Genomic DNA, 23,688 nt, shown 5'->3' with positions numbered 1-23,688 from the left:
GGTTATTAAAGATGGCAATATAGTATTCATTAATTTATCACGTCAATCCCGAGCTGTATAGGGGGAAAACACTTCATGAATACTTGGGAGGAGCCAATATTTAAGTTTTTGTACAAAACTGAAATGAGATATTTTGTTTTGTCCATTGAGATTAGGGGAAATCCTGTTTTATGATAATATTCGATAATGATAATCAATATCATTTGTGAATAGGAACGAAGCACTTATTAGGGGGAGAAATAGAAATGAAAAAGGGTATACGAAATACGGCAGTATTATTGACGGTTACATGGTTATCCATTCTTCTGCTGGCTTGTGGAAATCAGACTTCAACTCCGTCTGCCGGAACGGATGATTCCAAAACGGTCAATGAAACACAGACAAACGAAGATCAGTCCAATCAGGATCAGTCGGCATCCGCAGATAACAGTGAGGGTGAAACCCGGATGTTCAAGGACTGGACAGGCCATGATGTAGAGGTTCCGGTTACGCCGAAGCGTGTAATTTATCATGGTGAAGTTACAGGGGACTTGCTAGCGCTGGGCGTTGTACCTGTAGGTATTCTTCGTCAGGAGGGAACAGTATATGATGATCAGGTCGCCCAAGCGGAAGATGTGGGTTTCCCGTTGAGTGTTGAAAAGGCGCTTACCTTGAATCCTGATCTGATCATTTTCTCGAATAGCGATGAGGCACAATATGATCAAATCTCGAAGGTTGCGCCAACGGTTACCTTTGATTCATTTGCGTCATTGGACGACCGCATGCGTATTCTTGGCGATCTTTTGAACAAAAAGCCGGAAGCGGAAGCTTGGATCACGGCCCATCAACAAGCAACGGAAGAGATGTGGAAGCAGCTTCATGAGAATGGACTGAAAGAAGGGGAAACGGCTTCGGTATTCACCATGTATCCTGGTAATCGACTGTTTGTAATGGCCGGAGCAGGATTGCCACAGTTATTATATGGAGCCGATGGGATGAAGCCAACCGCGGAAATTCAGAAAGTGTTAGATGAAGGAATGGGCTTTGCTGAGATTTCTACTGAAAAGCTGCCTGAAATAGCAGGTGATCGCGTATTTATACTGGATCCAGTAACGGATGATGCGAAGCAGTCCACCAAAGAATTGCTGGATAGCCCGATTTGGAAGAACCTGCCCGCTGTAAAAGAAGGAAAAGTATATCGCTTTGATCTGGTCAAGGCTTCAAGTGACGCAACTTCAAGAGAATGGCTTTTGAAAGAGTTGCCGAAACAGATGATTCAATAGTCGTTTATAGATAGATACATCATAATATTGTATTGGATTAAGAACGAAAATGCCGACTAAAAAAGAGCCTTCAACATTTCGTTGAATGCTCTTTTTTGTGCTGATTACAGCCAGATCTGGATTAATGACAAAAGCTCGCTTATAATCAGTTCATACAGATAGAATGATAATCATTCTCATTTTAAAAAACGAGGTGAACCACCATGCAGGCTTTGAATGCCGATGCCAGAGGGTTGTATTTTTCAGCATTCATGTTTCGGCTGGATCATCTGGAACAACGAATTGAACAACCAGAACAGGTGATGCTGGAAGTGGCATGTGATAAACATACATTTTTGATCTGCGAAGAAGGTGAAGGTCGCTTATATATAGGATATGAACAGTTTCCTTTTACCACCGGATGTGTTTACCCGCTTTCTCCGGGTGAAGGGTACCAGATTGAACATGGAAACCGATTGAAATTGAAATATATGGTGATATCATTTGATGTTATTCATGTGTTGACGGGAGATCCGGAACAGTATACGCGCCCTGTATTCGAACATAGAAATCAATTGAATGGCTATCCTTATGCCCCGTTAAGTGGGCTGTTGGAGCAATTGTATGCCATTCGGGATTATCAAACAGATGCCGAATATAGCCATTTGAATGCACAGTTTCAGAGATGGATGGAGATGATCATCACCCGGTACACTTCAGCAAAAACAGAGCAGAGCATGGAATCCAGACTACACAGTACAATTCAATATGTAGAAGATCATTACGCTGAAGAAATCACAGTAACGAAACTGGCCCGTCTTGCAGATATCCGACCCGTGCAATATACAAACTTGTTCAGACAATTAACAGGCCACAGGCCGCTTGATTATGTGAACCATGTACGAATTAAACATGCTAAGGATTGGTTGCGCAAATCCGATGAACCGCTTCGGGATATAGCAACCCGGGTGGGTTTTAAGGATGAGTATTATTTCAGCAGGCGTTTTCGTCAAATGACCGGATTATCGCCTCGTCAATATGACCGATCTATTCAGCAACAAACACTGGTTCAGGATTGGTTGGGTCATGATGTGAATATTCCGTCACAGCCCGAGCGAATTATGTTTTATGGTGATTCCGGTGGAGATTTGCAAGTGCTGGGCATTGGTTTATTAGGAGATCAGGCCTATGATGCGTTTGCCCCGGTTAATGTGGAAGAGGCAGTCCGGATGAGGCCAGACCTGATCATTTTCGATAGCACTAACGAACAACAATATGAACAATTTTCCCGAATAGCACCCACACTGGCATATAACTCTCATGCAACGCTGGAAGATCGAATTTGTAGGGTGGGAAGCTGGTTTGGCAAGCAATCAGAAGCTGAAAAATGGCTCTCCTCCTATCAGCAACGTATGGAAAAGATGTGGATGAAGATTCATGCTTCAATTGAACCGGGGGAAACGGTGTCCGTATTCACCTATCATCGGGGTGCCCGATTATTTGTCATGGGCAATATTGGTCTGGCCTCACTCTTGTATCATCCGATGGGATTCAGGCCCGTTACGAAAGTGAAGGAGGCGCTTGTCGCGGGCAGAGCGTATAAGGAAATTTCGTCTGAAGCGATTCGTCAGTATGCCGGTGACCATATATTTGTCTTGCTTCCTGAAGACGTTATTGCAATGCAGGCCACAGAGAAGTTGATGCAGAGTCCAAACTGGCGAGCACTTACAGCCGTGCAGAAGGGGCAGGTGTACGAAGTGGAAGAAACAACATGGAATTTGGGCGATGCACTGACGAGCAACCGTTTGTTAACTTTGTTGCCCGAGTTATTATGTAGGAGTTCAGAACGAAAACAGGTTGCAGATGTTTGAATGATCAAGCTATGATTATAGGTATTACGGTTCAGAGGAGTGCTGGTTATGACAGAACAACAAGGGGAAATGCGTGTAGCCCTGATTCAGGGCGATATTCAGATCGGAGACCCTGAAGCCAACCATAAACATATGCAGTCTTTGCTCGAAAGAGCGGTAGAACAGGTTCCCGACTTGGGATTGGCTGTGCTGCCCGAGATGTGGAATACGGGATATGCTTTGGAACAAATTCATGAGCTTGCTGACCCGGAGGGCCAGAAATCAAGAGAGTGGCTCGCGACTTTTGCCCAAAAACATCGAATCTCCATCGTTGGCGGTTCCATTGCGGAGAAACGTGATGGCCAAATCTTCAATACAATGTACGCCTATAATAGTGAAGGAAATCAGGTGACACGTTACGATAAATTGCATTTGTTCCGCCTGATGGATGAAGAGAAGTATTTGCAGCCTGGTGCAGAACCGGAAATATTTGAATTGGAGAACGGCCTCACCGCTGGAGCTTCAATCTGTTACGATATCCGTTTCCCTGAGCTTGCTCGAACACTTGCCTTGAACGGAGCCAAAGCATTAATTGTCCCCGCTGAATGGCCGAACCCGCGCTTGCATCATTGGCGCACACTGCTTACAGCAAGGGCCATTGAGAATCAGATGTACGTTATTGCCTGCAATCGCGTAGGGAAAAGCGGAGACACCGAATTTTTCGGGCATTCCCTCATTATTGATCCTTGGGGTGAAATTGTGGCTGAAGGTGGAGAAGGAGAAGAGATCGTGACCGGAATTATCTGTCCTTCACTTGTGGATGAGGTTCGTGGCCGTATTCCGGTATTCGAAGACCGTAGACCTGGCATTTATTTTGGCAGCAAATAAAAATCTGTAATTTTCCAATAAAGTGTTTATTCATCCGGGAGGCGGGTAATGATAACTATCCCGTCACCAAGGAGGATGATCAATCAATGGACAACCATGTGAAAGATACGCTCAGGAGACTGGAACAGGAAAACACTAGGGTAGATCACTTGAGGCCATTCTTAGAGAATGGGGCAGGAGGGCTATCACCACCTGAACAATCTGTTCAGGACGAAGGCCGCCTTGTGAATCAACAGAACAGGCTGACAAGTGAACGTAATTTGCGAAAATAAACCGCCAAACTTGAAATTCTCATATGTACGTTTTTACGTTAACAATTCAATGATGATTTAGCAACATTGTACTGTAACGATGATGTACTGCTAATACCATGTAAGAACTTTATCCTGCGGATGCGGGAGACGAGTATAGAACAAAGGCTTGGCCCTTATGGGTCAAGCCTTTGTTTATTTTATTGCCATGTATGGCGTGCTATTTCGCTGACCGTCCAATTATTCTCCTTGAGAGAGCTCGGCTACGGTTTGTTGAAACGTATGAATGAATGCCTCCGCGGCTTTGGAGAGAACCCGTCCTTGGCGGTATGCAACTACAAGGGTACGACTGGGCGTTGGCTCAGCTAGCGGTACGTAAACAGGAACAAATTCACTGCGGGGCGCACGGGCAATAAAGCGCGGAACCAGTGTAATCCCCATACCTGTAGCCACTAGTGACTGCACCGTCTCAATATTTGTACTCTCAAATACCACATTGGGGTCAAACCCAGCTTCCTCACACAGATCAAATGTAAGTTTGCGGAAGCCTTGTCCTTTCTTCAGCACAACAAAGGGTTCATCTCGAAGCTCTTCCATCCGTACTGGAACTGGATGCTCCGGATCTCCTCTGCGTGCTAGAGGGTGATTTGGCGGAACCGCCAAGTCAATTCGCTCTTCACCAATCGTTACATAAGATAGGCTTGGCTCCTGCAATGGGAGCGAGAGCAGGCTTAAGTCAGCCTTGCCACTAGCCGTCAACTTTTCAAGCGTCAGCCCGGAGTCTTCCAGCAAGGTTACTTCAATCTCGGGATAGGCCTGCTGAAATGCGGGAAGCACATGCGGAAGCAGGTGGGAGCCAGTGATCGGCATGCTGCCTACAACGACTTTACCTTTGCGCAGCTGGGAGATGTCCGACATTTCCTGTCTTAGCAGCTCGACTGCATCAATTATTTTCTGAGCCTGCTCTACAAAAGTCACCCCTGCATGGGTCAGTTCCACGGTGCTGGTATTACGCTGAAATAACAGTACGCCCAGTTCCTTTTCAAGTTTGGATAGCTGCTGACTTAAAGAAGGCTGAGCAATGTGCAGCTTCTCAGCTGCCCGGGAGAAATTCCGCTCTGCCGCAATCTGCAGCGTATATTGAAGTTGTCTGAATTCCATATCCACACGTCATTCCTTTCGTTATGCCATTATTATATCACTACAAATAAGAAATGATTAGTTTAACTGAAACGCTTAAACTGCTTACAAAGAGTTAATGCAACACAGGCAAAACTATAACAAAAAGAACTGTCCCAAGGGAGTGAAAAGCGTGAAGTCCAATTCTGCAACGAGCATTAAAAAAACCTATTGGGAATCCATTGGACTCAAGATCGTATTTATCTGAGTGATTTAAGTCAATTTGATAAGCAAATGGCTCCGAAATCCATTCATTAATTTTTTCTTAGCAGTAAATCTTAACTTATGAAGACGTTAACGGATGTAAATTCATCTGGCTAACGTCTTTTTTATTGAAAAGTCAGGAAAAATACTTGCACTTACTTAATATTTACTTATAATAACTTGCTAAAATTAAAATAATGCTTATAATTACTTAAAAGGAGGTGCATGTACTGTGTATCAAGAGGAAAGATTGTTAAAAATACTCGAATACTTGAAACAACACCAATCGATGAGTGTTACAGATATATGTACGCTGTTTGAAGTATCAAGGGATACTGCACGAAGGGATATTGTTAGATTAGTACAAGAAGGCGTTGTGATTCGAACTCATGGGGGGCTATCGTTACCTGAGTTACAGAAAGAAATGCTGTCTTATCAGGATCGTTTGATTGATGAATCCGAGAGTAAGAAAAAAATAGGGAAGTTTGGGGCAAAACTTATCCAAGACCATGAGACTGTGATTTTAGACGTATCAACCACGGTGCAATTTGTAGCAGAACAAATTAGCGCAAAAAATTGTACGGTGGTCACGCACTCGATTGATAACGTAGGGATCTTGTCCAATCGAGAGGATCTTCAAATCTATATTCTCGGTGGTTACTTGAATGTAAAGCACCGCTTTTTATATGGTTCTTCCATTATCGATAAACTAAGTGAAATTCGTGCTGATAAAGCCTTCATTGGAGCATCGGCGATCCGGTCTGATGGACTTTATTATCCATATGAAGAAGATGCCCGGGTAAAGAAAGAAATGGCCAGAAGATCTGATCAGGTTATCGTAGTAGCCGATCACACAAAATTTAACGGCAAATCTATTCATCGGCTGGACTTTGATTTCGTTGATATTTTAGTCACAAATCTGGAACTCCCGAGTGAGATCAGAGAAGTTCTGGATCAGAAGAACATCACTGTTATTGAGTGTCAGGAAGAAAATGAAGAGGTTCGAAAGCAAGACTGATAACCATCGGGTAGAGGAGGATTTTTATGGATTATATTTTGCATAATGTACAAATGGCACTTCGCAATCGTATCGTTCCATCAGCCAATGTGTGGATTTCTGAAGGGAAAATCATGAGGGTAGACACAGCTGATCTTCCTACGCTAGAAGGAGAGTATGAACGGATTGATGGGAGAGGACATTTGCTAGTCCCAGGGATGATAGATGTTCATATCCACGGTGCCAATGGCTTTGATATGATGGACGGTACTGAAGAAAGTATTCAAGAAGTTTCACGCCAATGCGCTTTAACGGGGTGTACCTCATTTCTGGCTACATCTGTTAGTTCTACGATGGAGGATCTTCTAAAAATGATTCGTAGTGTCAAGCGTGTAATAGGACAAGAAGTGGGAGCAAAGATCGCAGGGATTCACTTAGAGGGGCCGTATTTGAACCCGAAGCGAAAAGGAATGCAAAATGAAAAGTATTTGCGGCATCCTAACATAGAAGAAATGAAGATCATTTTCCAGGAAGCAGGGTCACTCATTAAGATGGTTACTATTGCTCCCGAGCTGCCGGGAGGAATGGACTTGATTTCCTTTTTGAAAGAACAGGGAGTAGTTATAGCGATCGCTCATTCGGATGCCACATATGAGGAAGCCAAACAAGCCTTTACATCAGGTGCGAGTCATGTTACGCATTGTTTTAATGGCATGCGGCCGATCCATCATCGAGATCCGGGTCTGATTGTGGCTGCTTTTGAAGAGAAACATGTAAGTCTTCAAGCTATTGTGGATAATGTCCATCTGCATCCTGCTATTATTCGACTGATGCATAACCTGAAAGGACCTGAAGGAATGGTCTTGATCACAGATGCTTTACAAGCAATGGGTATGGGCGATGGGAATTATCTATTTGGAGGCCATCATGTCACGGTATCGGGTGGCATTGCAAGACTGGAGGATGATACACTGGCCTCCAGTACAGTTACCATGAATGAAGCCTTACGTTATACTGTCGAAACAGGAATTCCCTTGATAGATGCCGTACAGATGGCTTCAACTACGCCGGCCAATATTCTTGGATTTCAACAAAAGGGGGAAATTTCCTCTGGTTTCGATGCCGACCTGGTCCTATTGGATGATGAATTTCAGGTTCTCTGGACGATGGTGGGCGGTCAAATTCTATAAATCACTATTATTTGCGATTCTACAGAGAAAGTCCATTAGATAAGTCTAGTGGGCTTTACATAAATAAACCCAAGAATTGTGAGAGGTAGGGGCTTGACGCCCCCACCTACTCGATTATGGGTATTTTTCAAAAGGTATCCATAATGGCGAATGAGTATATGAGGTAATCTCACTAACCGGAATGTTAATATTCTATCGTTATACATGTCGGCAGGGTACGCTAGTATGCTTTCGAATACGGCGATGCTCTTTTTATGCAAATCAATTCCCAGTACGAAGGGGAGGTCAAGCCGTACAAAGCGGATATTCAGTTCACGAAGCAATTGGGATGGATGCGGAATCAGGTGGCAAAGACCGATAAGAAGTGGAAGTTCGTCTCTATGCATAAGGGAGCTTATTCTTCAGGAGATAATGCTTCGGCAGAAAGCGAACGTGTAGAATTTTACCGGAAATATCTGATTCCAGTATTTGATGAGCTGGGTGTGGATATGGTGTTTGAGGGACATGACCATATGTATATGAGGTCTTTTCAAATGCTGAATAACGTTCCTATTAAGAATGTCATTACCGATGAGCAAGGAAATGTGCTGAATCCCAAAGGGACCGTATATCTAATGGGCAACTCGGCCGCTTCGAAATTCTATGCTCTTAATCCAGATGCAGACACGTTTTTTGCAGCAAAAAACGATCAGCCCAACAAGAAAATGTTCATGGATGACTCCATTACAAGAGACGTGCTGAATTTACATTCCTACACAGCAGTTAAAGATAAACCTCTTGCCGTCTATGATGCTTACAGTATTAAACGGACTGACGTCAAACCCGGAATAGTCGAAAATCCAAGCGCAGTAAGACAGTCAGCGAACCGTGCAGTTCTTTCGTGGAAAGCGCTAGCTTCTAGCTCTGAGCCGGTGCGAGGTTACCGGATTTACGAGAAGAATGATAAAGTCAGCACGAATTGGAGCGTGTATGTGCCGGCGGTCAGCGGTCAAACAAGTTACAGCTATACTTTAAACGGCATAGATTCTGCCAAAGCCTACAATTTCGTTATTAAAGCAGTGGGGATAAGAAGTAATTCACTTCCAGCAGAGGCAGGAATGCAATGAATGGATAGATGTGGGGAATACGGGAGGTAGCGATCGTACTTTTTTTAAAGACCTCAATCAGCTGATTCGTTGTCACATTTATTTCATTCGGTTATTCATATGTCGTTTGTACTGTGTGTGGACGGAACGTCTAGAGCTGGTGAGAATTAGTCATCGCAGCCCTGGCATCAGGGCTGCTTTTTTTCTATTTAACATAAAAAGCATTGACATTGAAGTGACTGGAACGTAGTATAGGACTTGCATGATAATGATAATTGTTATCAATTGAAGCCTCTGCATATAGCAGTGGTTTATTTGCTTTTCCCTCATTATAGGTTAAACCTATTACATCTATAGATATTATATCTTGGAACAATGAAGGACTGGGTGATATATTTATGTCATTCAAGAGCTTCACTTTTAAAGGAACTACTGAGGCTCTTCCAAGGACCGAACTTATGATGAGGTGAAAATGATGAGTAAAAAAACGATGTTTGAGAAAATTTGGGAAAATCACGTGATTCATCAGGAAGAAGGCAAACCAAGCATTTTGTATATCGATCTGCATTTGGTACATGAAGTAACATCCCCACAGGCTTTTGAAGGTCTACGTCTGAGCGGCCGTAAAGTTCGTCGCCCTGAGCTGACATTTGCAACAATGGATCACAACGTTCCAACGAAGGATCGTTTCAACATTACAGATCCAATCTCCAAACAACAAATTGACACACTTTCACAAAACTGCCGTGACTTCGGCGTAAAACTGTATGACCTGGATACGATTGATCAAGGTGTCGTACACGTTATGGGTCCTGAACTCGGCCTGACTCATCCAGGTAAAACGATTGTATGTGGTGACAGCCACACGTCCACACACGGCGCATTTGGCGCACTTGCATTCGGGATTGGTACGAGTGAAGTAGAGCATGTTATGGCAACCCAATGTTTGCAGCAAGCCAAAGCCAAAACGATGGAAGTTCGTTTTGTCGGTAAACGTAACCCGGGTGTAACCGCGAAGGATATGATTCTCGCAGTTATCGCCAAATACGGTACAGACTTCGCTACTGGATATGTTATTGAATATACGGGTGAATCGATCCGTGAACTGAGCATGGAAGAGCGCATGACCGTCTGCAACATGTCCATTGAAGGTGGAGCAAGAGCGGGCATGATTGCTCCAGATGAAACAACATTTGAATATCTGCGTGGACGTGAATACGTACCTTCCGATGGCCAATTCGATGAAGCGGTTGCTGCCTGGAAAGAGCTTGTAACCGACGAAGGTGCTGAATTCGACCATGTGGTTGAAATCGATGTAGAATCATTGATTCCGCAAGTGACTTGGGGTACTAGCCCAGGTATGGGAACCGACATTTCTTCGAAAGTTCCTGTTCCGGCTGATCTGCCAACTGAAAACGAACGTAAAGCCGCTGAAAAAGCGCTTGAATATATGGGCTTAGAACCTGGAACACCAATCTCCGAAATTCCAGTTGATTATGTATTTATCGGTTCATGCACGAATGGACGGATTGAAGATTTGCGTGCTGCTGCACAGGTAGCCAAAGGTCACACCGTATCCAGTAATGTTACAGCGATCGTTGTACCAGGCTCGGGACGTGTTAAAATTCAGGCGGAAAAAGAAGGTCTGGATAAAGTCTTCACAGAGGCTGGATTTGAATGGCGTGATGCTGGATGCAGTATGTGTCTGGCAATGAACCCGGATGTATTGAAACCAGGACAACGTTGTGCATCGACTTCCAACCGTAACTTTGAAGGACGTCAGGGACGCGGAGGACGTACTCACCTCGTATCTCCTGCAATGGCTGCAGCAGCAGCAGTTAAGGGACACTTCGTAGACGTACGTGACTGGAATTTCAAAACGGAAGCAGCTATCTAACAACGAACGGATTGAAGGGAGAACGAATGATATGGAAGAATTCAAAACACTGCAAGGCATCGTTGCACCGGTAGACCGGGTCAATGTAGATACAGATGCAATCATTCCGAAACAATTTTTAAAGCGGATCGAACGGACCGGATTTGGACAATTTTTGTTCTACGAATGGCGTTTTGACGAAGAGGGTAACAACAATCCTTCTTTTGAAATGAATAAACCACGCTACGAAGGGGCATCCATTCTGATCTCACGCGCAAACTTTGGTTGCGGTTCTTCTCGTGAGCACGCACCATGGGCAATTATGGACTACGGATTCCGTTGTGTAATTGCACCATCCTATGCGGATATCTTCTATAATAACTGTTTCAAGAACGGGATCTTGCCGATTAAACTGTCGGAAGAGCAGGTTGAGGATCTGTTCCAGCGTACAGCGACACATGAAGGCTATGAGATGAATGTAAATCTGGAAAACAAAACGATTACAGATGCATACGGACTGCATATTGATTTTGATCTGGATGAGCATCGTCGTCAATTCTTGTTGCAAGGGCTGGACGATATCGGTTTGACTCTTCAACATGATGATGAAATCGCTGCATATGAACAGCGTCATGCGGCAAAGCTGTTTGGACAAACGGCCTCAGTCTAATCTTTCATCTGTAATTTGTATTTCAAACCTCCAATTGTGCAGGGAACTTCACCGTTCCTTGGATCGAATTGGAGGTTTTTTTGCATTTGGCAATGATGCAATTATGTTTTCGAGTTATAGGATATTCCGACTAAATATGACAACGTTGTAACCGGATGACGTGACAATATCTGATAAACTGATTAGTAGATTATGGAAGGGTAGATAGAGTCGAGTGTTGCATCACAGCGAATCAGGTCGAAGGTTCAAAAGACAAACAGAATGGTGGTTGATGTATGAAGAAATGGTCGGCAGCAGTCTTTGTTTTTCTGTTCCTGTGTTTATTTCCTGTCATGGCAAATGCCGATTCGTCTCCCTCGATTGTGCTGGACGGTGTGACCATTAACCAGCAGTCGGGAGCTCCAGCCGAGAATACTGGCAAAACCGTGATGGTGCCCATTCGGATCGTCTCTGAAAACCTCGGTTATCAGGTGAAATGGGAGAAAGCCACTCAGACTGTTCGTATTCTCAAAGGTAACAGCAGTATCCAGATGACGGCAGGCGAAGATGCGGCCACCGTGAATGGAAATCGGGTGAATCTCGATTCTCCGCCTCTAATTAAACAGGGGACTACACTGGTTCCGTTACGTTTTGTCGGTGAAGGCATGGGTCTTCAGGTGGGATGGGACAATGGAACCAAGACAGTAAGCCTATTAAGTATTCCTCCTGTAGCAAGTATGGAAGGTGAAAATGACCCGGTGGAAGCTCCTGTACCAGAAGGTCTGTCAGAGCTTCAAAGTATCAGCTTCGGCGGGGATCGTTTGATCTTGGCGACGAACGGGAAAATCACACCAAAGGTTTCCAGTCTCAGTGGACCTGATCGTATCATCGTCGATCTGCCCGGCACCACATTTGCTAAGGAGTTCATCCAGGGACAGGCTTCCAATCCGGATGGTAGCGGAACTCTTCTGGTTACGGATTCATCGCTGGTATCCAAGGTGCGATATGCAATGTTCAGCCAAACGCCTTCAACGGTGCGTGTGGTCCTTGATCTGAGTCAGGTGGCGACTGCCAAATGGTCACTGGGCGAGAACAACGTGTTGCTTGTTGACCTTGCGGCGAGTAATGGAGAACCAACAAGTCAGCCTGCTGTTCCAACCAATGATGGCAAAAAGGTTGTCATTATTGATCCAGGACATGGTGGACGACAGTCGGGGGCCGTCAGTGTGACAGGCGCCTATGAGAAGGACTTTAATTTGGCTGTGGGACTCAAAGTTCAGGCACTTCTGCAACAACATACGGAGATTCAGACGGTGATTACAAGGCAGGATGATACGGAATTATCCCTGCAGCAGCGTGTAGATATCGCCCAACTGAATCAGGCGGATATTTTTGTGTCGATCCATGGAAACAAGTTTACAACTCCTGTTCCTAATGGAATTGAAACGTTGTACAGTCGTAAAGATAGCAAGGATTTGGCCGACATTTTACACAAGCATGTGTTGCAGATTACAGGATTTAAGGATCGGGGAGTCAAAACGGCAAGTCTGCATGTAACCCGTGAAACAACGATGCCCGCAGTTCTGATTGAACTTGGATTTCTAAGTAATCCAGCTGATGAAGCAATGATGCTGACTGAAGATTATCAGAACAAATGTGCACAGGCCATCGTAGACGGAATTGTAGAATATTTGGGTCTTTAATGTGGGTTGTGCGCAAATATGAAGGTCAGGGTAGTCCGTTGTTTCGAGATGCATAATTGATAATTAAGGAAAAATTCAGACAATAAAATGTAGAAAAAGCTTGATTTGACAACGTTTTTTTTCTGTTATGTTGGAATATATTCGCAACTTTTGAGAGTACGAGGCGTCTAATAGGTGTCTGGTAATGCCTCAGTGGTCAGTCGGAGCTGAAGGTTCACAACATGCGGCAAAAAAATATGAGAATGGTAGGGGTGAAGGATGAAGAAGTTCGGTTTTTTGGTACTGTTATTTGTCTTTGGGCTCGTTTTCCCGGGCTATAGTCATGCAGCAGCAGATACGCACATTATCCTAGATGGGAAAGAAATTGTGCAGCCTTCGGATGCCAAAGCGGAAATCATCAATAGCAGTGTGATGGTTCCGATTCGGGTTATTTCGGAGAGCCTGGGATATGGTGTGGACTGGAAACAGGCAACAAGCACCGTGACTATTAGCAAAGACAACACTGCCATGCAGATGATTGTTGGACAGAAGACGGCAACGGTGAACGGCAGTAACGTGAACCTGGATGCCCCGCCACTCGTGAAAAATGGAACCACACTTGTGCCTTTAAGGTTCATTGGTGAGCAAATGGGTCTTAAGGTGGGTTGGAACAATACAACGAAGACGGTAACATTAGTTACCCAGAATTCAGGTTCCGGAAACGGGACAACCACTCCTCCGAACTCTGGTAATGATGGTGGAGGATCGGATCAGGAAGGTCTTGTACTGGTGAACGGCATCAGCTTCAGTGACAACCGCTTTTTGATTGCAACAAGCGGAAATACGAAGCCGAACGTCTTCACGATGACAGGACCGGATCGAATCGTTATAGACTTGCCAAATACCGCATTCGCTGACTCTTTTAGTGAAGGACAAGCTTTGGACAGCAACCAGAATGGACAGCTTGTAGTGAGTGGATATCCGGATGTGTCGAAGATTCGTTATTCCTTGTACAGCAATAGTCCTTCTACTCTTCGTTTTGTCATTGATCTGAGCAATGCCAAAGGTTATGACGTGCAAAGTGACTCCGGTCTGGTTATGATTGATCTGAACAAAGAAGGCACTACAACACCGCAACCTCCTGTTGGAAACAACGGCAAAAAAGTTGTTGTTGTAGACGCTGGACATGGTAATCAGGACCCGGGAGCCATCGGTGTAACCGGCAAGAAGGAAAAAGACTTCAATCTGGCAATGGCTCTGAAAGTGGAAGCATTGCTGAAAAAAGAATCTAACATTGACGTTGTGCTGACGCGCAGCGATGATACATTTTTGGCTTTGAGTGAACGAGTAAAGATCGCAGAAAAATTGAAGGCGGATATCTTTATTTCCATTCATGCGAACAGCGGGTCTGCAGCGGCAAACGGTGTGGAGACGTATTACACTCGTTCGAATAGCAAGGCATTGGCTACGGTGATGCACAAGTATCTCTTGCAATCATCTGGCCTGAAGGATCGCGGAGTAAAAACGGCAAGTCTCCACGTAACCCGTGAAACAACGATGCCGGCTGTTTTGCTGGAAGCCGGTTTCCTGAGCAACAAGAGCGATGAAGCCGCATTGTTCACTGAAAGTTTCCAGAACAGTGTAGCCAAAGGGATTGTTGCAGGGATCAAGGAGTATCTGGGAATTAAATAAGGGTTCAACCCTTATGATCAGGAGGCGGAGTTAGAATGAACAAAAAATTATGGATTGCAGCGCTGCTGGTAACGGTTATGACAGTTGCTGCTGGATGTGGAAGCAAGCCAACAGCTGCTCCAGCTCCAAATCAGACTCAAGGTGCGGGAACAGAGAATAATGCGCCTGAGGATCAGAATGAGACGGATATTACTGAACCTGTAACTGTGGATCCAGAGGATACAACGACAACGACACCGGATACCACTGAAGGCACTAATACGGAGGGTACAACGACTCCATCGGGTGGAACTACTTCAGAGAAACCTGGAAGTTCCGAAAGTAATGAGAAGAAGACCATTGAAGTGTACTACACAGATCTGGAAGAGTTGGAATTGCACAAAGCATCCGCAGATATTTCTTATGCTTCTGATGAAGCCAAGTACAAGGCTGCATTTGCAGCGCTGCAACAAAGCAAGGACGACAAGCTTGTTCCGCTTTGGGCTAAAGAAATTGAATTGAAATCTGTTCAGTTCAAAGACGGTGCGCTTACCCTGGATATTCACATGCCGGATACAGCACGTCTTGGTGCAGGTGGCGAAGTGTTTGCCATTGATGCTTTGAAGCAAACGTTTTTCCAATTTGATGAAGTTAAATCACTTGATTTGCTGGTAGATGGCCAGCAATCCGAGAGTTTGATGGGCCATGTGGATCTTGAGCATCCAATGACACGATCCGAATAGGTTGTACAGCATGTTGTTTTACCGTGAATCTGCGGAATATCGGCCGTTTTACATGAGAGAGGGGAATCACAGGTGACTTTTAAATATAACAATCCATCACACTCTAAAAAAGTAGTTTCAGCCGTGCTTGCAGGCATGATGGCCCTTAGCGCCGGCGGAGCTGCCATGGCAGCAGAATCAACAGATACGGGGCAAGGTCAGACTGCAACTGTAAGCAATACAGCTGCACCAACCGGTTTGTTCAGTGATATCAAGGTCGGATATTGGGCCGAGAAACATGTGTACAAACTGGCCTATCAAGGCATTCTTCTCGGTAACAACGGCCTGTTCCGTCCGGGAGACGCGGTAACGCAGCAGGAAGCTGTGACGATGGCGATCCGTTTTATGAACAAGGAGGACCAGTTGAACGACAGCACGGCTACGGCATTACCGACAAATATGGAAGTGGGAAACTATTTCAAGCCATATGTCGCTTTGGCGCTTCAACTGGGACTGATTGATAAAACTGAAGAATCTACAGTGGATGTGTCCAAAACAACCTGGGGGCAAAAACAGGCATCACGTGAATGGATTACAAAATTGCTGATCCGTTCGTTGAACAAAGATGCTGAAGCGAAGGCCCAAAACAATCAATCTACCGGATTCGCTGATAATGATAGCATTTCCGAAAGTGGCAAAGGGTATATCAATCTGGCTGTAAGTTTGGATCTGGCCAAAGGTGTAGATGGCAACAAATTTAATCCAACCGGTTCTGTAACTCGTGCTCAACTCGCTACATTCTTTAGCCGCGGCGAAACTTTAACGGATACGAAGTATGCGAACACATTCACGGGTTATGTAACTGGATTAAAAGATGGGCAGATCACACTGGTTGTGGACGGAAAAGCTGTTAACTTTGCAGTGAACAGCAGTACACCTTACTTTACAAAAGACAGTGAATCCCGTGCATCGTCTACGGATGTGAAGCTGTATACAAAAGTTCAGATTGTAGGTACTACGGGTACAGCCTCATATGTAGAAGTGGTCGATGCTACACCGCAGGTAGAAAGCATTGAAGGTACATTTGCTCGTTCATTGTCAGGTAATAAAATTGGCTTGTTTGTAGGCGAGAATTATGAAACATACGGCTATGATGAGGCAACAGCATTTATCGATCAAAACGGGAATGCAATCAAACTGTCTGATATTACAGCAGACAGCACCATTGAAGTACAACGTGAGACGTTCTCGGCTGACAAAAAGACAGTTGTTGTTCGTGTGAAGTCCGGAATTGTCAACAAAAGTGATAGTGGTGTCGTTGCTGAAGTCACGACTTCTGCCAAAACGATTAAACTTACCAATGCAGCGGGAACTACAGAGCAATACACGTATAACGATAATCTGATCATTCGATATCAAGACCGAATCCTTTCCTTGGCTGAGCTCAAAGCGGGAAGTGCAGTGAAGTATACGGTGAAAGACAGCATCCTGCAAACAATTGAATTGTCGCAAGGTGTAGAGCAGTCTTTACGCGGTACACTGGTGGAGATCGGTGGAAACCAATCGACACTGACGTTTAAACGTGAAGGTGGATCGCTGGAAGCGAAGTTGCTTGCAGAAAAACCGGAAGTAGTTATTAACGGAATCCAGGATGCTACGCTGAATGATCTGATTACAGACGCAACTAATGGAGATCAGGTTGAACTTACGCTAAACTCTGAAGACCGTGTGACGCGCATTCAAGTGATCGGACGTCAGATGGAGCCAATGAACGGAGTTTCCGTTGTATCCTACAACAGTAAAACAAAAGTTTTGACGGTTCTGGACAGCAATAAAAAACCGTTTGTGTTCACGCTGGATGACAAAACGAAGCTGGACTACAACACATCGAAGCCTACACTTGCTGGATTGGAATCTTTGTTGAATGATGGTCGCAAATTGGATCTGACGTATGTGGGAACTCGTGCGTTATCCGTTAAAGTGATCTATAAATACGAAGGCACAATCAGCAGTATTGATACTGCGGGTAGAAAAATCAGTTTGTTGTCTGGAAACCAGACGATCACTGTGCCGTACTCTACGGTTCCAACAATAGAGATCTACAACAAATCTGGAGCAAGTCTGAGTGACCTGAAGATCGGTGATAGTGTCACAGTTACGCTGGGTTCGAATCAGGACTATGTACAGAAAGTGGCTTTGAACACCGTGGCTCAATTTGAAGTAGTTTCTGTAGAGACGAATGGTCGTGTTCGTGTGAAATCGGATTCGCTGACAAGTCAGTTCTATGTTGATCAAGCGGCTCTGACAGGAGAAAGTGGTCAGACCATTACGGTCTCGCAATTGACAGCCGGCAACCTGATTAACGTTACATTTGAGGGAACTACGCCTAAAGCGGTTCAAGTCGTTAAACGTACGCTAGCGGAGGTTACATCTGTTGACGCTTCGTCAGTTACACTGAAACTGTTCAATGGTCAAAGTGAGACGGTTCCTGTTAGTGGTTCTGTAAAAGTGGTTAAATCGGGATCTACGTTAACCACACTTGGCAGTCTTACTGTAGGTGATCGTGTTGAAATGACGAAAGATACGGATAATTCTACCCGTTTTAGAGTGTTGACAGTCATGAGCAAACAGTTCTGGTCTTATGATGGAGTAGGTAACCAAATTTTGGTTAAACGCGAGTCCACATCTGACACAAATTATCGTTTTGCACTGGGTACAGGCGCATTTGTTCACCAGGGTGACAACACTTTAAGCGTGCAATCTCTCAAAGATAATGATAATATTGTATTGTATCTCCTGAACAACGTTGTACTGGAGATTCAAAAACAGTAATCGTTTCTTTTCGAGGATCAAAAGAATGACCGTCTTGATGCGGGATCTTTCCCGTATCAAGACGTTTTTTTTGCAAGATTTTTGGGGTCCCCGCAAAGTACTCGAAAAAAGCTTCGAAGTAAGGCTCCACCGTGTGGAGTCATTTTGTGGGAGGTAGCTCTTCATGAATGCAGCCACTGTAAGACATATACTCGAAACAATGGAAGCGATGTTTCCTGATGCACATTGCGAATTAAATCACAGCAATGCGTTTGAATTGACTGTAGCCGTCCTATTGTCTGCCCAGTGCACCGACGAAACGGTAAACAAGGTAACCGCAGACTTGTTCAAAAAGTACACCAGTCCTGCCGATTATCTGTCTGTTCCTCTCGAAGAACTGGAACAGGATATCCGGCGTATCGGTTTGTACCGAAACAAGGCCAAGCATATTCAGAACATGTGCCGAATTTTAATAGAGCAGTATGGCGGTGATGTACCGCAGGAACATGATCAGCTTGTGACGCTACCTGGTGTCGGGCGGAAAACTGCAAATGTCGTTGTATCCAATGCATTTGGAGTCCCGGCAATTGCGGTGGATACGCATGTTGAACGTGTATCCAAAAGGCTGGCACTGGCAGGTTGGGATGACTCCGTACTTGAAGTCGAGAAAAAACTGATGAAGCGCGTACCCCGGGATGAGTGGACTTTAACTCATCATCGGTTCATATTTTTTGGACGCTACCATTGCAAGGCACAAAACCCTCAATGTCATGTCTGTCCATTACTGGACATATGCAGAGAAGGTAAAAAGCGTATGAAAACGTCCCAAATCAGGAAAGATAAGGAACGTGCCACAACCCCAAAACGAAAAATAAATTAATGAGTAGAAGAGGATGAGTAATCATGAAATGCATTTCCGTGTACACTGACAATTTTGAGGCCTTCTCCGATATTTTTGAACAAATCGTTGAACAGGAAATGGCTGAAAACGAAGAAAAAGAAGTAGAAGGTATCACTGTAAGCCATTCTGGCGATGTGCCTGAACATTATCTCGAGCGTATGTCCACGAAACCAGAAGTGGTTGTCATGAGAGACAAAGGTCGTGACATTACGATTTTGCAGCATGGCCAAGTATTTGAAATTTTGCTGCCTTCGATGGAGAACGCTGTTTCTTAAGAGGTTTGGAATAATAAGATATGCTGCTTCTATGTCACTGGGTTATCCTTTTGAAGTTGATCCAATTGGGCATGGAAGCAGCATGCTTCTTATGGAATACAATCGTTTCACAGATAAAACCGACAGGATCGGTTTTATTTTTTTATGTGGAGAATTGCGATGTGTAATTTTCGATGTCAGTCATCTTGCATTCAAACCGTTCAATTTCAAACTTGATAATGGTAAAATAAATGAATTACAAGATAAAGACATCGGATCAGATGTCAAATTAGAGGAGCCAGGGGGAAGGCCAGTCATGTCCAGAACAGATTACCCAGTAGAGATGGCCAAACCTCTGCTTCCACTGCGAGAAGCGATGGAGCAGACAGGGGACCATACAGCTGTACAGGCTTTAACGGATTTGATCAGTAAGGCGGAAATGAAACAGTTAACGATTGCGTTTTGTGGACACTTCTCGGCAGGTAAATCGAGTCTGATTAATAGTTTATGTGGCAAGCGGGTGTTGCCTTCGAGTCCTGTACCTACAAGTGCGAATGTAGTATCCATCCGTAATGGTGAGCCAAGAGCACTTATTTATACGTCATTGAACGTAAGCGCTGACAATTCAGCGGGAGTTCTTGAGGTTTCGCCAGAACAATTGGAAGAGTATTGCAAGAATGGTGGGGCATACACCTCCATTGAAGTATGGGATGACATTCCCCTACTGAAAAATGATGCGGTATTACTTGATACGCCAGGTGTGGATTCGACCGATCAGGGGCACAGCCTAGCAACACATTCAGCACTTCATCTTGCTGATGTGGTGTTCTATGTGATGGATTATAACCATGTGCAATCGGAAAGCAACCTTTCTTTTGCCAAAAGTCTATCCGATTGGGGCAAACCGTTGTTTCTTATCGTGAACCAGATTGATAAACATCGGGACCGGGAGCTATCGTTTGACCAATATGTTGAAGGTGTAGAAGCTATTTTTGCAGCCTGGGAAGTTCGGTATGATGGACTGCTGTTTACTTCGCTTCGGGACAAGGAGCATCGTTACAGCCAGTGGAAGCAGCTTCCTCAACTGATTGAACATATGATGAAGGAGAAGGAAGGGTTAATCAAGCATAGCCTTGCAAGCTCTGCGAGCCATGTGACCGAGCAGCATCTGACAAGACAGGCAGAGGAACGCGAAGAGGAAGAGGCAGCGCTCTTGGAGGAAGTTGGGGGCAAGGAAGGTATTGAACGCTTGGAACGGGAACTGGGTCTCCTGGATCAAAAAGAAGCAGAACTACGTTCCAAACCATCACGTGAACGGGAGAAGTTTCGGGCAGAGCTGGAGCCCCTTCTGGCGAATGCGAACCTGACACCGGCCGATATTCGTACCTCTGCGGCGGCTTATTTGGAGAGCCGTAAACCCGGTTTTCGGGTAGGCTTATTGTTCTCTGGTGGCAAGACCGAGCAGGAGAAGCAGCGTCGGGCTGCTGAGCTTGTGAGACTCTTGCAAGATCAGGCATCAGGACAAGTTGAGGTGCATATTCGTACCATGCTTAGACAGTTGGGTGAAGCACATCAGCTGTGGGGTGCTGAGTGGGAGCAGGCGCTGAACGCGGAGCTGCCTGCGGTAGATGAAGCACTGCTGGAGATGAAACGAAGCGCCAGTGCAGAGGTATCTCCCGAGTATGTGCTTCAATTCAGCAAGGATATACGGGGCGAGATTGAGGCCCGTTACCGCAGGGCGGCCATGATGCTGGCCGACCGCTTGCTTGAAGCGCTGGGCGCGCAGGGCGAAGCAGCGCTCCAGGCGCTGGACGCCAGCCGCACCGCGCTGCTGGCGCAATCCGCGTCGGCGGCGCGCTACACGGCGCTACAGCGCGCCGCCGACGCCGAGGCAGCAGGGCTGCGCAGCCTGCTGCCTCCTGCGGGCCCCCTCACCTCCGGGCTGTTGCCGGAGGTGCAGGGCCCGCCCGTGCCCGCGCACGAGCCGGGTGAAGCACCCGGCCCGCACACGGGCACGGCAGAGTCTGTGGCTGCGCAGCCACAGACTCCAGGGGCACCGCCGCCGCGCAAAACGGCGGTGCCTGGGCAGCCGGCGGCTGGCGCACAGCGCCGCCGGCGCCTGGATGCAGCGGCGGCACGGCTGGAAGCCGCCGCTGCGCTGGTAGAGCCGTACCCCGCCATGGGGTCGGCGGTACGGGATCTGCGTGCACGCGCGGCTTCGCTTGCGGGCGGCACGTTTACGCTGGCGCTGTTCGGAGCGTTCAGCGCCGGCAAGTCCTCCTTCGCCAACGCGTTGCTGGGCGAAGCTGTGTTACCGGTCTCGCCGCATCCAACGACAGCGGCAATCAACCGGATCATGGCTCCGTCCGGTGGCGCGGAGCATGGAACTGCCCGGGTCCGGATGAAGACTCCGGACGCCTTCCAGGAGGATCTTGCGTATTCCTTCCGTTTGCTTGGACTGGGTGAGCCTGGGGCAGACTGGCAAAAACGGGTCAAAGCCCTTTCACCACAGGATGTGCATCCGGCAGGGCGTCCGCATTACAGCTTTTTGCAGGCAGCCGCAGCAGGCTGGGAGGATACCGCAGCTCAACTCGGCCAGGATGTGCTGGTGGATCTGAACGGATATCGTAACTTTGTCGCTAATGAGAAGAAGTCTTGCTTTGTCGACAGTATTGACCTGTACTACAGTTGTGATGTAACAGAACAAGGCATTGTCCTTGTAGATACGCCAGGGGCTGACTCCGTGAATGCCCGTCATACGGGTGTCACTTTCAATTATATGAAGAATGCGGATGCACTCATTTTCGTAACGTATTACAATCATGCCTTCTCTCAGGGAGACCGACAGTTCCTGAATCAATTGGGACGCGTGAAAGACAGCTCAGCGATGGATCAGATGTTCTTTGTGGTTAATGCGAGTGATTTGTCTTCCTCTGAAGAGGAGTTGGAGCAGGTCCTTGACCATGTGAGTACTCAGCTGCGCAGTAATGGCATTCGGGCACCACGCTTATTTCCTGTATCCAGCATGCAGGCAATGGAAGGCAAGACGGGCAACGATGCGACATTGCTGGAGCAATCCGGCTTCATTCGGTTCGAGGAAGAATTTAACCGGTTTGCAGGAAGTGAGCTTGCGGACCTTGCGGTTGGTGGGGCTTCTGAAGAGATCGCACGGGTGATCAAACGACTGAAGACACGTGCCGAGGATGCGACCCAGGGGGAAGAGGTTCTACAGCGACGTCGGGATGAGCTGGGCTCAATCCAGGAACAGTCCCTTCAGAGGGTACATTTGCTCGCGGAACGGTCCATGAAGGCAGAACTGGCCCAGGAAACGGCTGAACTGCTGTTCCATGTGCGGCAGCGCCTGGGTTATCGTTTTGGGCTGTTCATGGCAGAAGCGTTCCATCCGTCCGTTCTTCGTGAGGATCGCGGGAATCTGAAAGCAGCCTTCGCTGCCTGTGGTCGAGAACTGTTGCGCATGATTGCCATCGAACTGGAGCAGGAACTGCTTGCCACTACACTCAGACTCGAACAGGCAGGTCAGACTTGGCTGCACAAGCAAGTGACCGAATGTGTAGATGAACTGAAACGATTGTCCGGAGGCATGGATCTGTCGTTACCGCTGAACGAACGCTGGAGTACACCTGTTTTGGAAGAGGTGCGTTTGGAAGAACCTTCGGGTTGGAAAGCGTATCTGAGTTATTTCCGAAATCCGAAACAGTTTTTCGAAGGAGATGGACGACAGCGGCTACAGGAGACACTTGACCCAGTTATTAAGCAGATGGTGATCGATGTTCTGCCTGCTGCGGAGAATAAGCTGGTCCAGTTCTATGACAACCAGCTTGGTCAGTCTTTGCAGCATCAATCCCGTCAATTGGAAGAGAGACTTGAGGAGGCCGTTGGTGCCCTACATGAGACAATGACCAGTGGAATTCCTGCCGAAGAATGGGAGAGTCTGTCTGTACAACTGGGGCAGATTGAACGTGAATAAAAGGTATTCAAATCCATGTCTGTATGTAAACGGTTGAAAAGCGGAATGAGTTGTACAGTGATATTTTGAAATGTTGTCGTTGTACCAAAAAAGGCCCCTGCCTCTAAAGGCATACAGGGAGCCTTTTTTGGTACGAACAACCTGAAAGGAAGAGAATATTCAAACATTTGATTGATAGGAGGGTATCTACCTTCCTTAATGACGCATTAAGGTGAAAGTAGCCTGAATATGGTCGCTTATTCGCTTTGC

Annotated in this window: 17 protein-coding genes; 16 read left to right on the top strand and 1 reads right to left on the bottom strand. The window is 46.1% G+C overall.

Annotated elements, in window-relative coordinates:
• Window positions 1-245 precede the first annotated feature (245 nt).
• From HP548_RS18265 to HP548_RS18250, 4 genes are all read left to right on the top strand, one after another.
• Window positions 246-1,262: an ABC transporter substrate-binding protein gene (locus HP548_RS18265; RefSeq protein ID WP_175382455.1), complete on the top strand. Its 1,017-nt coding sequence runs from the start codon at window positions 246-248 to the stop codon at window positions 1,260-1,262.
• 203 nt (window positions 1,263-1,465) lie between these two features.
• Complete coding sequence (locus HP548_RS18260) at window positions 1,466-3,112, top strand: AraC family transcriptional regulator (protein ID WP_175382454.1); 1,647 nt, start codon at window positions 1,466-1,468, stop codon at window positions 3,110-3,112.
• A 48-nt stretch (window positions 3,113-3,160) separates the two neighbouring features.
• Complete coding sequence (locus tag HP548_RS18255) at window positions 3,161-3,979, top strand: carbon-nitrogen family hydrolase (RefSeq protein ID WP_175382453.1); 819 nt, start codon at window positions 3,161-3,163, stop codon at window positions 3,977-3,979.
• A gap of 86 nt (window positions 3,980-4,065) precedes the next feature.
• Window positions 4,066-4,251: a hypothetical protein gene (locus tag HP548_RS18250; protein WP_024630602.1), complete on the top strand. Its 186-nt coding sequence runs from the start codon at window positions 4,066-4,068 to the stop codon at window positions 4,249-4,251.
• Window positions 4,252-4,470: 219 nt separating this feature from the next.
• Here HP548_RS18250 and HP548_RS18245 read toward each other — a convergent pair whose 3' ends face one another.
• Window positions 4,471-5,391 carry a LysR family transcriptional regulator gene (locus HP548_RS18245; RefSeq protein ID WP_064636917.1) on the bottom strand — a complete coding sequence of 307 codons (921 nt, stop codon included), beginning with the start codon at window positions 5,389-5,391 and terminating at the stop codon, window positions 4,471-4,473.
• A 454-nt stretch (window positions 5,392-5,845) separates the two neighbouring features.
• Between HP548_RS18245 and HP548_RS18240 the strand changes: the two genes are divergently transcribed.
• The 12 genes from HP548_RS18240 (at window position 5,846) to HP548_RS18185 (ending at window position 23,439) form a co-directional block, all read left to right on the top strand.
• Window positions 5,846-6,631: a DeoR/GlpR family DNA-binding transcription regulator gene (locus HP548_RS18240; protein WP_076288980.1), complete on the top strand. Its 786-nt coding sequence runs from the start codon at window positions 5,846-5,848 to the stop codon at window positions 6,629-6,631.
• Window positions 6,632-6,657: 26 nt separating this feature from the next.
• Window positions 6,658-7,800: an N-acetylglucosamine-6-phosphate deacetylase gene (gene nagA / locus HP548_RS18235; protein ID WP_175382452.1), complete on the top strand. Its 1,143-nt coding sequence runs from the start codon at window positions 6,658-6,660 to the stop codon at window positions 7,798-7,800.
• Between the two features lie 254 nt (window positions 7,801-8,054).
• Window positions 8,055-8,906: a fibronectin type III domain-containing protein gene (locus HP548_RS18230; protein WP_246318106.1), complete on the top strand. Its 852-nt coding sequence runs from the start codon at window positions 8,055-8,057 to the stop codon at window positions 8,904-8,906.
• Window positions 8,907-9,360: 454 nt separating this feature from the next.
• On the top strand, window positions 9,361-10,782 hold the full coding sequence (leuC, locus tag HP548_RS18225) for a 3-isopropylmalate dehydratase large subunit (protein ID WP_175382451.1): 1,422 nt from the start codon (window positions 9,361-9,363) through the stop codon (window positions 10,780-10,782).
• 31 nt (window positions 10,783-10,813) lie between these two features.
• Complete coding sequence (leuD, locus tag HP548_RS18220) at window positions 10,814-11,431, top strand: 3-isopropylmalate dehydratase small subunit (protein WP_076288982.1); 618 nt, start codon at window positions 10,814-10,816, stop codon at window positions 11,429-11,431.
• Window positions 11,432-11,706: 275 nt separating this feature from the next.
• On the top strand, window positions 11,707-13,113 hold the full coding sequence (locus HP548_RS18215) for an N-acetylmuramoyl-L-alanine amidase family protein (RefSeq protein WP_175382450.1): 1,407 nt from the start codon (window positions 11,707-11,709) through the stop codon (window positions 13,111-13,113).
• 258 nt (window positions 13,114-13,371) lie between these two features.
• Window positions 13,372-14,784 carry an N-acetylmuramoyl-L-alanine amidase family protein gene (locus tag HP548_RS18210; RefSeq protein ID WP_076288984.1) on the top strand — a complete coding sequence of 471 codons (1,413 nt, stop codon included), beginning with the start codon at window positions 13,372-13,374 and terminating at the stop codon, window positions 14,782-14,784.
• Between the two features lie 35 nt (window positions 14,785-14,819).
• The gene (locus tag HP548_RS18205) at window positions 14,820-15,506 is read left to right on the top strand and encodes a GerMN domain-containing protein (RefSeq protein ID WP_076288985.1); all 687 of its coding nucleotides are present in this window, start codon (window positions 14,820-14,822) and stop codon (window positions 15,504-15,506) included.
• Between the two features lie 72 nt (window positions 15,507-15,578).
• On the top strand, window positions 15,579-18,317 hold the full coding sequence (locus HP548_RS18200; RefSeq protein WP_175382449.1) for an S-layer homology domain-containing protein: 2,739 nt from the start codon (window positions 15,579-15,581) through the stop codon (window positions 18,315-18,317).
• Window positions 18,318-18,480: 163 nt separating this feature from the next.
• The gene (gene nth, locus HP548_RS18195; protein WP_063566827.1) at window positions 18,481-19,176 is read left to right on the top strand and encodes an endonuclease III; all 696 of its coding nucleotides are present in this window, start codon (window positions 18,481-18,483) and stop codon (window positions 19,174-19,176) included.
• A 23-nt stretch (window positions 19,177-19,199) separates the two neighbouring features.
• Window positions 19,200-19,472 (top strand): hypothetical protein, encoded by a 273-nt coding sequence (locus HP548_RS18190; RefSeq protein WP_024630585.1) that lies wholly within the window; start codon window positions 19,200-19,202, stop codon window positions 19,470-19,472.
• A 295-nt stretch (window positions 19,473-19,767) separates the two neighbouring features.
• A complete protein-coding gene (locus HP548_RS18185) occupies window positions 19,768-23,439 on the top strand; it encodes a dynamin family protein (RefSeq protein ID WP_175382448.1) in 3,672 nt (1,223 codons plus the stop codon).
• The last annotated feature ends 249 nt before the right edge of the window (window positions 23,440-23,688 follow it).

This window comes from Paenibacillus taichungensis, from assembly GCF_013359905.1.
GTDB lineage: Bacteria > Bacillota > Bacilli > Paenibacillales > Paenibacillaceae > Paenibacillus > Paenibacillus taichungensis.
This window is presented reverse-complemented; position numbering and strand designations above follow the sequence as displayed.

Excerpts from the sequence above, each read along its gene's own strand:
- HP548_RS18265 (WP_175382455.1), top strand. The coding sequence starts at position 246 with ATGAAAAAGGGTATACGAAATACGGCAGTATTATTGACGGTTACATGG.
- HP548_RS18260 (WP_175382454.1), top strand. The coding sequence starts at position 1,466 with ATGCAGGCTTTGAATGCCGATGCCAGAGGGTTGTATTTTTCAGCATTC.
- HP548_RS18255 (WP_175382453.1), top strand. The coding sequence starts at position 3,161 with ATGACAGAACAACAAGGGGAAATGCGTGTAGCCCTGATTCAGGGCGAT.
- HP548_RS18250 (WP_024630602.1), top strand. The coding sequence starts at position 4,066 with ATGGACAACCATGTGAAAGATACGCTCAGGAGACTGGAACAGGAAAAC.
- HP548_RS18245 (WP_064636917.1), bottom strand. The coding sequence starts at position 5,391 with ATGGAATTCAGACAACTTCAATATACGCTGCAGATTGCGGCAGAGCGG.
- nagA (WP_175382452.1), top strand. The coding sequence starts at position 6,658 with ATGGATTATATTTTGCATAATGTACAAATGGCACTTCGCAATCGTATC.
- HP548_RS18230 (WP_246318106.1), top strand. The coding sequence starts at position 8,055 with ATGCAAATCAATTCCCAGTACGAAGGGGAGGTCAAGCCGTACAAAGCG.
- leuC (WP_175382451.1), top strand. The coding sequence starts at position 9,361 with ATGAGTAAAAAAACGATGTTTGAGAAAATTTGGGAAAATCACGTGATT.
- leuD (WP_076288982.1), top strand. The coding sequence starts at position 10,814 with ATGGAAGAATTCAAAACACTGCAAGGCATCGTTGCACCGGTAGACCGG.
- HP548_RS18215 (WP_175382450.1), top strand. The coding sequence starts at position 11,707 with ATGAAGAAATGGTCGGCAGCAGTCTTTGTTTTTCTGTTCCTGTGTTTA.
- HP548_RS18210 (WP_076288984.1), top strand. The coding sequence starts at position 13,372 with ATGAAGAAGTTCGGTTTTTTGGTACTGTTATTTGTCTTTGGGCTCGTT.
- HP548_RS18205 (WP_076288985.1), top strand. The coding sequence starts at position 14,820 with ATGAACAAAAAATTATGGATTGCAGCGCTGCTGGTAACGGTTATGACA.
- nth (WP_063566827.1), top strand. The coding sequence starts at position 18,481 with ATGAATGCAGCCACTGTAAGACATATACTCGAAACAATGGAAGCGATG.
- HP548_RS18190 (WP_024630585.1), top strand. The coding sequence starts at position 19,200 with ATGAAATGCATTTCCGTGTACACTGACAATTTTGAGGCCTTCTCCGAT.
- HP548_RS18185 (WP_175382448.1), top strand. The coding sequence starts at position 19,768 with ATGTCCAGAACAGATTACCCAGTAGAGATGGCCAAACCTCTGCTTCCA.